Origin of the sequence: Streptomyces sp. NPDC008121 (assembly GCF_042957155.1) — a bacterium.
Lineage (GTDB): Bacteria > Actinomycetota > Actinomycetes > Streptomycetales > Streptomycetaceae > Streptomyces.
Genome location: NZ_JBIBHT010000010.1, coordinates 319,934 through 332,548 on the forward strand (window position 1 = coordinate 319,934; position 12,615 = coordinate 332,548).

The following is a 12,615-nucleotide window of genomic DNA, read 5'->3' on the forward strand; positions in this document are numbered from 1 at the left end:
CGTCCCGCCCGACACCCCGTGGAGAGCGACACGTTCGCCACAGGACGACAACACCCGCACAACAGTGTCGAAAAGCCTGACGCTTTGCCAACAACCTGTCGATACCCTGGACTTGGGATGTGACGGGGCACGTCTGGTGGGGATGCGGGGGCGCGGTGGACAGAGAGCTGTACGGCAGGGAAGCGGTTCTGCACCCGGCCGGGCTGGCGGCCCGGCTGACCGGGCTGGCGCCCGAGACCTTCGAGCGGGTCGCCTACGAACACGGCGACGACCCGCCGGTCACCGTCTTCACCGGCAGCCGGGGCATGGGCAAGACGGCCCTGCTCAAACAGGTGCGCAACGCCTACCGGGGAGCGACACCACTCGCCCTCCTGGACTGCGCGCACATCGACCGCCCCGCCGACCACGGCCCCGGCTGGAACCCGCTCACCGGGGCCCTCGCCGAGCTGGCCGTACAGCTGGCGCCAAGGGTGCACGCCGCCAAGCCCGTGCAGTTCCCGCGCCTCTCGCTCGGCCTGGTCGCCGTCGCCTCCATCAGCTGGTCGCAGGAGGACGACGAGCGGGCCCGGCGCGATCTGCAGCGGCTCGGCCCGGTCCTGGCGACCGTCGACGCCGCGAAGGGCACCGCGTCCACCTGGGTCAGCAAGGTCCTCACCAAGCTCGCCGCCAACTTCGCCGAGGCGACCGCGCCGATGGCCGGACTCCTCGCCGAGGCGACCGTCGAGACCGTCCTGGAAGAGGTCTTCGGCCGCTTCCAGCAGAAGTCCGAGAGCTGGTACGGCAGTTACCGCAACGCCGGCGGACGGGGCAAGGCCGGGCTCCAACAGCTCGCCGTCGACTTCGAACAGGGCGGCCGGCGCCGCGGCGAGGCCGAGGACTTCCTCGTCGGCGCCCTCATCGAGGACCTGTGCCGCGCCTACACCGGCCTCACCCGCCTCGGCACCCGCCGCGGCCGGCCCGTCCTCCTCCTCGACAACGCGCACGAGCCGCTCGGCCGCCGCCTGGTCGAACCGATTCTGCGCGCCCGCGCCGCCGGCCGCAGGGACCACGTCGTGGTCATCGCCGCCTCCCGGGTCCGCGACCACGAGGGCGTCCGGCACGCCACCCGCGTGCGGCTCCCCGAGACCGCCCACCGCGCGCCCTGCCCGCGCGGCACGGATGTCACCTCGGGCATCCTCGCCGTCGAGCTGACCCCGCTGAGCGCCGCCCAGACACAGAGCGCCTTCGACCGCTTCGACCCGGCCGGCCGGACGCCCGCCGAACTGGCCCGGGGCGTCCACCGGCTGACCGGCGGCCGGCCCCTCGGCGTGGCCCTGCTCGGCCGCGCGGCCGGCGAGGCACCCGCCCGGCTGGCGTCCTCGCTGACCCCGGGCGCCCTGCTCGACCTCACCGTGGAACTGCGCGAGGACGCCCCTCCGGTGCCGGTCGCCCCCACCCTCCTCGCCGAGCTGCTGCCCGGCCGCAACCTCGGCCCCTTCACCGTCCTCGCCGCCGCCCACGACGAGGAGTCGGCGCGGCTCCTGGCCCGGACCCGGTTGCGCGGCGAGTCCCTCGACGGGGACATGGCGCTGCGCGTGCGCGACCGGCTGCGCGCCGAGGACTGGCCGGAGAGCCCCGACCACTTCGTCGCCGATCCGCTGCTGCGGGCGCTGCTGCTGCACCGGCTGCGCTTCCACGACGCCGACCACCCCGCCTACGCCGCATGGCGGGCGGTCCACGAGACCCTGCACCGGCACTACGGCCCCGAACCGGACCCGTACCGGCTGCACCAGGAGCTGGCGCTCGGCCGCACCGAGGAGGCCGTGGCCCATCTGCGCTCCACCTTCCCCGAGCCGGACGTGGTGGGCTGGCTGGGGCGCCTGCGGTTCATCGCCTCGGCGCCGTACCCGCGCGAGCAGCACCGCGCCGGACCCGATCCGCGCCGCGCGATCGCCCTCGGCCAGGAGCCGGCCGAGCGGCTGCCCGCGGGGCTCGACGACGAGCGCACCGAACTCCACCTCTGCGTCCGGCGGTTGCTGCACGCCGCCTGGTTGCTGACCGACCCGCTCGCCCTGCCCGACGACGAGGTGACCGACAAGCTGGCGCACGAGCTGCGCCAGCTCTCCGGGCGCCACCGCACGGGCAACAGACCGCTGTGGGACGCGGCCACCCACTGGCCGCGAGACATCCGTGCCTGGCGGAGCCTTTCGCTCCCGCCGGGCGCGGAGAACGGAGGCTGAGGTTCCCATGGCCAACCGGCTGCGCTACCGCGTCTTCTACACCACCCGTCAGAAGCTCCTCACCTCGCTGGTCGCCCTCGCGGTCGTCGGCGCCCTCATCGGGTACGCCGTGAACCGCGTGACCACCCCGGAGGACCGTTCCTGCGCCCCGGGCGTCGAACGGCCCGCGGGCAGTACGGAGTGCATCGGCGTCAACGGCTCCGGATACGACTTCGGCGTCCCCTCCCTGACGGACGTGGCTCGCGCCGTCAGCCGGGAGAACGCCACCCTCAAGGAGGGCGAGTACGCCACGGTCGCCCTGCTCCTGCCGCTGACGTCCACCGACACCGGGATGCGGGTGAAGGTCCGGCACGAGGTGCTCGGCGCCCTCGCCCGGCAGTACCGCGCCAACCACGAGTCCAACAGCGAGACGCCCAAGATCCGTCTCGTCCTCGCCAACACCGGCAAGGGCAACGCCCACTGGAGCACCACCGTGGAGCGGCTGAAGACGATGACGGCCGCCCCGGACCGGCTGCGCGCCGTCTCCGGCGTCGCCACCAGCTCCACCGAGGTACGGCTGGCGGTGGGCGCCCTGACCAGTGCCGGGATCGCCGTCGTCGGCACCACCATCACCGCCGACGACATCGCCAACGGCCCCGGCCCGGGCAACAACCGCTACCCCGGCCTCGCCAGGGTCTCCCCCACCAACGGCGACGAGGCGAAGGCGCTGGCGCACTTCGGCCGGGTGGAGGCGTCGAAGGCCCTGCTCGTCCAGGACACCCGCACCGGCGACCACTACACCGACACGCTCAAGGCGGCGTTCACGGCCTCGCTCAAGGGCGCGCCGTACGAGCCGCAGCTCTTCACCTCCCCGGCCGACCCGACGGAGGAGGGCACGACGGCGAACACCTTCCGGCAGATCACCCACCTCATCTGCGACACGCGGGCGGAGACCGTCTTCTTCGCGGGCCGCCACACCCAGCTGCGGCAGTTCATCAACGCGCTGGGGGCCCGGGGCTGCGCCGAACGCGCCTTCACCGTCCTGACCGGCGACGAGGGCTCCTACCTCGGCGCCGACGTCCGTCTGAACAAGGCCGCGCTGAAGGCGAAGCTGACCGTCCGCTACGCCGCGCTCGCCCACCCGGACGCCTGGAAGCCGGCGGCGGGCCGGCCGGTGCCCCGGACGGGCGGCGGGACGGCGGCGTACGGGACGTTCCTCGCGGACCTCGCCCGGGTGTCGAAGACGCCGGTGCCGCTCGCCGACGGGCAGGCGATCGTCTCGTACGACGCGATGGCGACGGCGGTCCACGCGATCCGGCAGGCGACCCCGCAGGGCAGGCAGTACCCGGCCCTGGCGGACGTGGTCACCCAGTGGCCCCAGGTGAAGGGGTCCCTCCGGGTCGAGGGCGCGAGCGGCTGGATCTGCCTGGACAACTTCGGCAACCCGTTCAACAAGGCGGTCCCGATCGTCGAACTCGCCCCGGACGGCACCCAGAGGTTCGTCCAGATCGCCTGGCCGGAGGGCCGCCCGCCGACGGACGACTGCCTTCCGCCGCGCAGGGGATGACCGTCCGCGCGCATGAGTGAGGGCCCGCCCGGCGGGCGGGCCCTCGGCTCGGCTCAGACTCCGGCGTACGAGTGCTTGCTGCTCACGAAGATGTTGACGCCGTAGTAGTTGAAGAGGAAGCAGCCGAAGGCGATCAGCGCGATGTACGCGGCCTTGCGGCCCTTCCAGCCCGCCGTCGCGCGCGCGTGGAGGTACGCCGCGTAGCCGACCCAGGTGATGAAGGACCAGACCTCCTTGGCGTCCCAGCCCCAATACCGGCCCCACGCGTCACCGGCCCAGATCGCGCCCGCGATGATCGTGAAGGTCCACAGCGGGAAGATCGCCGCGTTGACCCGGTAGGAGAACTTGTCCAGGGAGGCCGCCGACGGCAGCCGCTCCATCACGGACCGGGCGAAGGCGCCCGGCTTGCCGCCGGTCACGAGCTTGTTCTCGTAGGAGTCACGGAAGAGGTAGAGCAGGGTGGCGACCGCGCCGAGGTAGAAGACGGCGCCGCAGAAGATGGCGGTGGAGACGTGGATCCACAGCCAGTAGGAGTCGAGCGCCGGGACGAGCTGGTCGCTGTCGGTGTACAGCCACGTGGTGGCCAGGCCCAGGTCGAGCAGGACCGTCGTCACCAGCGGCAGACCGATCCACCGGACGTTCTTCTTCGCGACCAGGAAGCCGAGGTACGCGCCGACCGCCACCGTGGAGAAGGTGGTGGAGAACTCGTACATGTTGCCCCAGGGGGCGCGCTGCACGGCGAGGGCGCGGGAGACCACGCCCGCCGCCTCGACCAGGAACGCGAGGACGGTCAGCGAGACGGCGATACGGCCGTACAGATCGCCCTTGACGGTGCCTCCGGCCGCGCCGGGGCCGTCGGGGACGTCACGGGCGCCGGAGGCGGAGCGGGTGACGACCGTCGGCTTGTCCAGGACGGCGGTGGATCCGGCCGCGCCGCGCACGGTGACCGCCGGGGCGGCGGTGGTCACCGCCGCGGGCCGGGTCAGCGCGGCGGCCGTCCGGCCCACCTTGCTGCGGCTGCCGAACACCCACTCGGCGATGTGGGCCAGGAAGGCCAGGGTGTAGACGGCCATCGAGGAGTAGATGAGCGTGTTGCTCATCTGCGCCAGGCTCTCGTTGGTCTCGGCGGCGAGCATCACTTGGTCTCAGCCCCTTCGGCAGGTACGTCGGCAGGTTCTTCCGCGGGTTCTTCCGTGCGCGCCCCAAGGTCGCCGTCCGGCGCGGCGGGGGCGGTCGGCGCCTGGGCGTGCAGGGTGGCGGCGAGGTCGGCCAGCTCCTCGGGGAGCTTCGCGGACTCGCTCCGGCCGAGGCCCGCCATCTCGACGACGGTGACGCCGTCCTTCCCCCGGACGGCCCGGACCCAGACCCGGCGGCGCTGGATGAACAGCGACCCGGAGAGTCCGGCGATCGCGGCGATCGCGCCCGCGAGGGCGAGGCCGTTGCCGGGCTGCTGGGAGACCTGGAAGCTCGCCCACTCCTTGATCTCCTTCTCGAAGGTGATCGAGCCGGCGCCGTCGGGCAGCGTCATGGTCTCGCCCGGCAGCATGCGCTGCGCGAGCTTGTTCCCGTGCGGGTCCTTGAACTGGGTCATCTTGGACTTGTCGAGCTGGTACACGTTCTGCGGCAGCCCGGAGTTCACGCGCAGATCGCCGTGGAAGCCGGTGAGCGCCATGACCGGGAAGTCCAGCGCGGGGAACTGCGAGAACATGTCGCCCTTGCCGGCGCCCGCGAAGGTCGGCACGAAGAAGGCCTGGAAGCCCAGCTGCTCCTTCTTGCCGTTCTTGTCGCGGTAGCCGTCCATCACCTTGATCGCGCCGGTGGAGGTGATGTTGTTGTCGAACGGCAGCAGCGGGACGGCGCCGTGGAAGACGACCTTGCCCCGGCCGTCCTTGACGGTGACGACGGGCGCGTAGCCGTGGGAGATCAGATAGACCTTCGAGCCGCCGACCTCCAGCGGCTCGTTGACCCGGATGACCGCCTTCTTGTCCGGGCCGCCGGCCTCCGCGTAGGTGACGGCCGCCTCGAAGGTGCGCGGGGTGCCGCGCTGCGGGCCGTTCTTCTCGTACGTACCGGTGAAGCGGTCCAGCTGGAAGCCGAACGGCGCCAGGTCGTCGGTGTCGTAGAGGGAGCCGCGCTTGAAGTCGTCGTACTGCGTGAGCGTGTTGGAGAAGCCGTCGCCCTCGACGATGAGCTTGCCGCCCTCGGACTTGAACAGCTGGCCCCAGGCGAAGGCGACGAGCATCACGATCAGCGCGATGTGGAAGAGGAGGTTCCCGGTCTCGCGCAGATAGCCCTTCTCGGCGGCGACGGCGTCCCCGGCGGTGTGGGAACGGAACCGGCGTCCCTTCAGCATCGAGAGGGCCGCCTCGCGGACCTGCTCGGGCTCGGTCTCCGTCCGCCACGTCGTGTACGCGGGCAGCCGGTCGAGGCGCCTGGGCGCGCGCGGCGGGCGGCCGCGGAGCTGGCCGACGAACTGCCAGGTGCGGGGCACGATGCAGCCGATGAGGGAGACGAACAGCAGTATGTAGATCGCCGAGAACCACACCGAGCTGTAGACGTCGAAGAACTGCAGCTTCTCGTAGACCGGCGCCAGGGTCGGGTGGGCCTCCTTGAAGGTCCGCACCTTCAGCTCGTCCGCGCTGTTCTGCGGGATGAGGGAGCCGGGGACGGCGCCGAGGGAGAGCAGGAAGAGCAGGATCAGCGCGACCCGCATGGACGTCAGCTGCCGCCAGAACCAGCGGATCCAGCCGACCACCCCGAGGGCGGGGCCGCTGACGGCGGTCTCCTCCCTGGGGGCGGTGGAGAGCTGCGCTCCGGCCTCGCCGAGATCGTGTGTTTCGGTTTCGGTCTTGCTCATCGGAACTCTCAGATCCCCACCGTGAAGCCGTTGGACCAGCCCTGCATCGTGGACACCATGCTGTCCCACACGCCTGTGAGCATGAGCAGCCCGGTCAGGATCATCATGCCGCCGCCGATCCTCATCACCCACGCGTAGTGCTTCTTGACCCACCCGAACGCCCCGAGCGCCTTGCGGAAGGCGACCGCCGCCAGGATGAAGGGCAGGCCGAGACCCACGCAGTACGCGAAGGTCAGCAGCGCCCCGCGGCCGGCGCTGGCCTGCTCGGTCGCGAGCGCGTTGACGGCGGCGAGCGTCGGGCCGATGCAGGGCGCCCAGCCGATGCCGAAGAGCGCGCCGAGCAGCGGCGCGCCGACCAGGCCCGCGGCGGGCTTCCGGTGGATGCGGAACTCTCGCTGGGTCGCCCACGGCATCAGACCCATGAAGAAGACGCCCATGAGGATCATGAGGACGCCGAGGACCTTGCCGAGGACGTCCCGGTGCTCCTGGAGGGTCCAACCGAAGTAGCCGAAGAGCGCGCCGCCGGAGACGAAGACGGCGGAGAAACCGAGGACGAAGAGGGAGGCCCCCAGGGCCATCCGGCCGCGCCGGGCCTCGGCCAGGTCGGTGCCGGTGACGCCGGTCACGTACGAGAGGTAGCCCGGCACGAGCGGCAGGACGCAGGGCGAGAAGAAGGAGACCAGGCCGCCGAGCACGGCGATGGGCAGAGCCAGCAGCAGGGCTCCGCTGAAGACCGTCTCGTTCACCGGATCACTTCTCCGCGAGAAGCGGCTCGATCATCGAGCGCAGCTTCTTCTCGTCGAGTGCCATGAGCGAGCGGGCGGCGATCTTGCCGTCCTTGTCGAGCACGACGGTGGACGGAATGGCCTGCGGGTTCAGCGTGCCCTTGGGGAACCCGCCGAGGATCAGCTTGCCGGAGGGGTCGTAGAGGCTCGGGTACGGAACCTCGTAGTCCTCCTCGAAGGTGATCGCCTGCTGCTTGTTGAAGTCACGGGTGTTCAGGCCGACGAACTCCACGCCCTTGGGCTTGAGGTCGTTGGCGACCTTCGTGAAGTGGGACGCCTCGGCGCGGCAGGGGCCGCACCACGAGCCCCAGACGTTGAGCACCACGACCTTGCCCTTGAGGTCGGCGACGTCGAGCCGCTCGCCCTCGATCGTCTCGCCGGCGATCGTGTGGGGGGCCGTGCGCTCGCCCTTGGCGACGGTGGAGATACCGCCCGTGTTGGTGACGAAGTTGGTGTCACCGCCGCCACCGGAGGTGCCGTTGGTGGACGAGCCGCAGGCCGACAGAGCGAGGGCGGCCGACAGCGTTCCGACGGCGAGCAGGGTGCGTCGAGGGGCACGGTCAAGGCTCATGTGAAAAGTTTCGCATGGACGTTTGGGAGATCTTGGGCGCCCCCCTACGTGCCCGGAAAGCCGCTTGTCAAGGTTTCCTAAACACCCGGCCGGGACGGGAGGGGGGCCGGGTGGGGGCCCGCTGGGAGTCGGGTGGGGGCCGGCCGGGAGCCGTCGGGCGGGGCCCTGGCCCGGGTGTCAGGCGGGGCGGAGGAAGGTGTTCCAGCCGCCCGCCGGCGCCTGTCCGACCTCCAGCGTCCGGAGCTTGGCGAGGATCTTGGGGTCCTGCACGTCCAGCCAGTCCGTGAACTGCCGGAAGGAGACCAGCCGGACGTCCTTCTTCCCCGCCATCCCCTTGAGCGCCTCTTCGACGGCGTCCATGTAGATGCCGCCGTTCCACTGCTCGAAGTGGTTGCCGATGAAGAACGGCGCCCGGTTGGACTCGTACGCCCGCTTGAACCCGGCGAGGTAGGCCCCGGCGGCCTGCTTGCGCCAGCCCGGGTAGCGCGAGGGCATGCCCTTGGTGGAGTTCTTCGACTGGTTGGCCAGCATGTTGTAGTCCATGGAGAGGACCTCGAAGGAGTGGCCGGGGAACGGCACGGCCTGAAGCGGGAGGTCCCAGACGCCCTGCCGCTTGGCCGGCCACATCTGGCGGCCGCCGGGCGAGCTGGCGTCGTAGCGCCAGCCGAGGCGCTTGGCGGTGGGCAGCAGCTTGTCCTGGCCGAGGAGGCAGGGGGTGCGGCCGCCGACGAGCTCCTTGGAGTAGTCGAAGGGCAGCGGGTCGAGGTCGGTCCAGCCGCTGTTCGTCTTCCACTCGGTGACGAACTTCATCGCCTGGTCGATCTCGTTCTGCCACTGCGCCGGGGTCCAGTTGCCGACGGAGCCGGAGCCGCCGCAGAAGTGGCCGTTGAAGTGCGTGCCTATCTCGTGCCCGTCGAGCCACGCCTGGCGGACGTGCTTGAGGGTGTCCTTGATGTGGTCGTCCGTGAGATAGCCGATGTCGGAGGCGCCGACGCGGTTGTTCGGGGGGCGGTAGAGGTGCTTCTTCGACTCGGGCAGGAGGTAGATCCCGGAGAGGAAGAAGGTCATCGCCGCGTCGTGGTTCTTCGCGAGTTCGAGGAAGCGCGGGAAGAGCCCGTTGCCGACCTCGCCCGCGCCGTCCCAGGAGAAGATCACGAACTGCGGCGGGGTCTGGCCGGGCTGGAGGGGTACCGGGGCGTCGGGCTGGTGCGGCTGCTTGCCGGTGTCGGCGGTGGAACCGTCACCGATGAGCTTGACGTCGTCCTCGGTCGGGGCGGGGCTGCTCGGTCCGCCCGACGCGTCGCCCCCCTTACCGGGAGCAGAACCTCCGCTTTTGTCCGGATTGTTGGTGCTGCACCCGGCGATCCCGATCGCCGCGGCGGTCCCTACGCCCGCCCCCAGAAGTCCCCTTCGAGTGATCCCGCGCATGTCGTTCCCCATTCGCGCTTACGTATGACCCGAAGGTCATCCAAACCGACAATCAGTGAGATGCCGGGAGGAACGCGAAGGTTCCGGTTATTCGCACAAAAATTTCAGGGCGACCGGATGACGTCCTGTCATCCGATCGCCCTGGGGGGTGTACCCACCGCACGAAACTCGAACACACTCGCGCCGATGGCGCGGATCACCGAGGCGACGAGCCCGAGGCGGCCGGGTCGAGCGCTTGGGAGCCGTAAGTCCGAGGCGGCGGCCGGGTCGCGCGCCTACGCTCCGAACGCCTTCGACTTCCCCTTCACCGGCTTCGCGCCCGCGAGCAGATGCGGCGGTACGAGATCCCGGGCCGGCTCGCTGTACCCGACCGACACGATCCGGTCGCCCTGGTACGTGAACGAGGTCAGCGAGGCGAGCGTGCACTGCCGCCGCCGCGGGTCGTGCCACAGCCGCCGCTTCTCCACGAAGCTGCGCACGATCCAGATCGGCAGCTGGTGGCTCACGCAGACCGCCTCGTGCCCCCGGGCCGCGTCCTTCGCCGCGTCCAGCGCGCCCATCATCCGGACGACCTGCTCGACGTACGGCTCGCCCCAGGACGGCTTGAACGGGTTGGTGAGGTGCTTCCAGTTGCCGGGCTTGCGCAGCGCGCCGTCTCCGACGCCGAAGGTCTTGCCCTCGAAGACGTTCCCCGCCTCGACCAGCCGGTCGTCCGTGGCGAGGTCCAGGCCGTGGCTCTTGGCCACCGGCTGGGCCGTCTCCTGGGCGCGCTCCAGCGGCGAGGCGACGACGTGGGTGACGTCCCGCCCGGCCAGGTGGTCGGCGACCCGGTCGGCCATCCGCCGCCCCAGCTCGGACAGGTGGTAGCCGGCGCGGCGGCCGTAGAGGATGCCGTCGGGGTTGTGGACCTCGCCGTGCCGCACCAGGTGGACGACGGTGATGTCACTCGCGGAGCCGGTCATGCGGTGGCCTCCGCGGCGGCGCGGGCGGCGGCGGGCAGCGCGGCGGCGATCCGCTCGACCGCGCGCTCGTCGTGGGCCGTCGAGACGAACCACGACTCGAAGGCGGACGGCGGGAGGTACACCCCGTCGGCCAGCATCGAGTGGAAGAACGCGTTGAAGCGGAACGCCTCCTGCGTCTTCGCGTCGTCGTAGTTCCGCACCTCGTCCGCGGTGAAGAAGACGGAGAACATGTTGGAGGCCGTCTGCAACCGGTGCGCCACGCCCTCCTTGGAGAGCGCGTCGGTGACCAGGCCCTGGATCTCCTTCGACACCGCGTCGACCGTGTCGTACGCGGCCTGGTCGAGCAGCCGCAGCTGCGCGAGCCCGGCGGCGGTCGCGATCGGGTTACCGGAGAGCGTGCCGGCCTGGTAGACCGGACCGGCCGGGGCGAGGTGGCCCATCACGTCGGCGCGGCCGCCGAAGGCCGCGGCCGGGAAGCCGCCGCCCATGACCTTGCCGAAGGTCATCAGGTCGGGCGCGACGCCGTCCACGCCGTACCAGCCGGCGCGGGAGGTCCGGAAGCCCGTCATGACCTCGTCGGAGATGTACAGGGCGCCGTTGTCGGCGCACAGTCCCTTCAGGCCGGCGTTGAACCCGTCCGCCGGCGGGACGACGCCCATGTTGCCGGGCGAGGCCTCGGTGATGACGCAGGCGATCTCGCCCGGGTGCGCGGCGAACGCGGCCCGGACCGCCTCCAGGTCGTTGTACGGCAGGACGATGGTGTCCCCGGCCTGGGCTCCCGTCACGCCGGGCGTGTCGGGCAGGCCGAAGGTGGCGACGCCGGAACCGGCGGCGGCGAGCAGCGCGTCGACGTGACCGTGGTAACAGCCGGCGAACTTCACGACCTTCGCCCGGCCGGTGAAGCCGCGGGCGAGCCGGATCGCCGACATCGTCGCCTCCGTACCGGAGGAGACCAGCCGGACCTGCTCGACCGGCTCGATCCGGGCGACGATCTCCTCGGCGAGCGCGACCTCGCCCTCCCCCGGCGTACCGAAGGAGGTGCCGCGGGCGACGGCGGCCTGCACCGCCGCGATCACCTCGGGGTGGGAATGGCCGAGGATCATCGGCCCCCACGAGCAGACGAGGTCGACGTACTCCCGACCGTCCGCGTCGGTGAGGTACGGACCCGTACCGGACACCATGAACCGGGGCGTTCCACCCACGGCCCGGAAGGCGCGCACCGGTGAGTTCACGCCGCCGGGCGTCACAAGGGAGGCGCGGTCGAAAAGCGTCTGTGAGACTGGGGCTTCGTATGAATACGGCACTGTGGTCCTGACCTGCGAGTACGGCTGCGAGTACGGAGGGAAGGCGTGGGCTCCCTGTGCGCTACGCCGAGGCGTCGCTCCTCCGGGTCTGCGAAACTGGGGCGTCATAGGGATGGCTCACGGAATCCATGGTGTCAGAGCGTCGGACGTTCTTGCGGACAGGTGTTTCACCGCGAGAGCGTGGGGGAGGTCACTGACACGATGATCGGGTTGCGCGGCGGGGGTCGTGCTGCCTAAAAAAGCAGTCGGGTGGAGATATGCATCGCGGTGGCGGACTGGGCGAGGGGACCGACGACCTGGGTCCCGAGCCTGCCCGGCGGGGGAGGCACCGGCGACGGCGTACGGAGGAGACCGCCGAATCCACGGGGCCGACCGGGTCGGCAGGATCCATGGGGCCGCTGGGGCCGACGGGATCGACGAGTTCCACAGGATCGATGTCAGGGAGCGGGAGTGGCCGGTTGGGGGTGACGTACAAGTACTTCGGCGCACCCGACGGCGCCACGGCGGCCCGCGTCCCGATCTCGATGCGCCCCGAGGAGCTCGGCGGCGACGAGCTGGGCATGGGCGGCATGTTCACGAAGATCAAGCCCGAGACCATAGCCGCCATGGTCCTCACGGGCATCCAGGGCATGCCCCTGCACAAGGTGCCCCCGCTGGAACTGGTCGTCCTGCACCCCGACTACGCCGTGGTGAAGCTGCCCATGACCGTGGTCGACCCGCTGCGCGGCATCGGCGAGGAATCGGTCGGCGCGGCCGCCTTCATCTGGTCCACCGTCCCCGACCGCGGCGGCCCGCGCGACGCCTTCAACGTCTACCAGCTGCTGCACGAGTGGCAGGACTTCTCCCACCGGCTGCACGAGGCGGGACACCAGCCGTACTGCCTGGTCTGGCCCTGACCGAAGGCCCGACCCCGCGCCCCGCCCGGCTGGGGCCGCCCCGTACC

At 71.1% G+C, this 12,615-nt stretch carries 10 protein-coding genes; 3 read left to right on the plus strand and 7 right to left on the minus strand.

Features of this window, described 5'->3' with window-relative positions:
* The first annotated feature begins 155 nt into the window (after nucleotides 1-155).
* Both ACFZBD_RS30800 and ACFZBD_RS30805 read left to right on the plus strand, forming a co-directional pair.
* Entirely contained in the window at nucleotides 156-2,219 is a 2,064-nt protein-coding gene (locus tag ACFZBD_RS30800; protein WP_391146005.1) for a hypothetical protein, read from the plus strand.
* Between the two features lie 7 nt (nucleotides 2,220-2,226).
* On the plus strand, nucleotides 2,227-3,765 hold the full coding sequence (locus ACFZBD_RS30805; RefSeq protein WP_391146008.1) for a hypothetical protein: 1,539 nt from the start codon (nucleotides 2,227-2,229) through the stop codon (nucleotides 3,763-3,765).
* Nucleotides 3,766-3,818: 53 nt separating this feature from the next.
* Here ACFZBD_RS30805 and ccsB read toward each other — a convergent pair whose 3' ends face one another.
* From ccsB to hemL, 7 genes are all read right to left on the minus strand, one after another.
* A complete protein-coding gene (ccsB, locus tag ACFZBD_RS30810) occupies nucleotides 3,819-4,904 on the minus strand; it encodes a c-type cytochrome biogenesis protein CcsB (protein WP_391146011.1) in 1,086 nt (361 codons plus the stop codon).
* Nucleotides 4,901-6,622, minus strand: coding sequence for a cytochrome c biogenesis protein ResB (locus tag ACFZBD_RS30815; RefSeq protein WP_391146015.1), 1,722 nt, complete (start codon nucleotides 6,620-6,622; stop codon nucleotides 4,901-4,903). Before ACFZBD_RS30815 ends, ccsB begins: the two co-directional genes overlap by 4 nt.
* Nucleotides 6,623-6,630: 8 nt before the next feature.
* On the minus strand, nucleotides 6,631-7,368 hold the full coding sequence (locus tag ACFZBD_RS30820; RefSeq protein WP_391146016.1) for a cytochrome c biogenesis protein CcdA: 738 nt from the start codon (nucleotides 7,366-7,368) through the stop codon (nucleotides 6,631-6,633).
* A gap of 4 nt (nucleotides 7,369-7,372) precedes the next feature.
* Nucleotides 7,373-7,978 (minus strand): redoxin family protein, encoded by a 606-nt coding sequence (locus ACFZBD_RS30825; RefSeq protein WP_391146018.1) that lies wholly within the window; start codon nucleotides 7,976-7,978, stop codon nucleotides 7,373-7,375.
* A 177-nt stretch (nucleotides 7,979-8,155) separates the two neighbouring features.
* Nucleotides 8,156-9,406, minus strand: coding sequence for a hypothetical protein (locus tag ACFZBD_RS30830; RefSeq protein ID WP_391146154.1), 1,251 nt, complete (start codon nucleotides 9,404-9,406; stop codon nucleotides 8,156-8,158).
* A gap of 275 nt (nucleotides 9,407-9,681) precedes the next feature.
* Nucleotides 9,682-10,368, minus strand: a complete 687-nt coding sequence (locus ACFZBD_RS30835; protein ID WP_391146020.1) for a histidine phosphatase family protein — start codon at nucleotides 10,366-10,368, stop codon at nucleotides 9,682-9,684.
* A complete protein-coding gene (gene hemL / locus ACFZBD_RS30840) occupies nucleotides 10,365-11,672 on the minus strand; it encodes a glutamate-1-semialdehyde 2,1-aminomutase (RefSeq protein ID WP_391146023.1) in 1,308 nt (435 codons plus the stop codon). Before hemL ends, ACFZBD_RS30835 begins: the two co-directional genes overlap by 4 nt.
* Before the next feature lie 257 nt (nucleotides 11,673-11,929).
* Between hemL and ACFZBD_RS30845 the strand changes: the two genes are divergently transcribed.
* On the plus strand, nucleotides 11,930-12,568 hold the full coding sequence (locus tag ACFZBD_RS30845) for a hypothetical protein (protein WP_391146026.1): 639 nt from the start codon (nucleotides 11,930-11,932) through the stop codon (nucleotides 12,566-12,568).
* Nucleotides 12,569-12,615 lie beyond the last annotated feature (47 nt).

Coding starts and splice junctions, on each gene's coding strand:
- ACFZBD_RS30845 (WP_391146026.1), top strand. CDS start 11,930: ATGCATCGCGGTGGCGGACTGGGCGAGGGGACCGACGACCTGGGTCCC.
- ACFZBD_RS30815 (WP_391146015.1), bottom strand. CDS start 6,622: ATGAGCAAGACCGAAACCGAAACACACGATCTCGGCGAGGCCGGAGCG.
- ACFZBD_RS30805 (WP_391146008.1), top strand. CDS start 2,227: ATGGCCAACCGGCTGCGCTACCGCGTCTTCTACACCACCCGTCAGAAG.
- ACFZBD_RS30835 (WP_391146020.1), bottom strand. CDS start 10,368: ATGACCGGCTCCGCGAGTGACATCACCGTCGTCCACCTGGTGCGGCAC.
- ACFZBD_RS30830 (WP_391146154.1), bottom strand. CDS start 9,406: ATGCGCGGGATCACTCGAAGGGGACTTCTGGGGGCGGGCGTAGGGACC.
- ACFZBD_RS30825 (WP_391146018.1), bottom strand. CDS start 7,978: ATGAGCCTTGACCGTGCCCCTCGACGCACCCTGCTCGCCGTCGGAACG.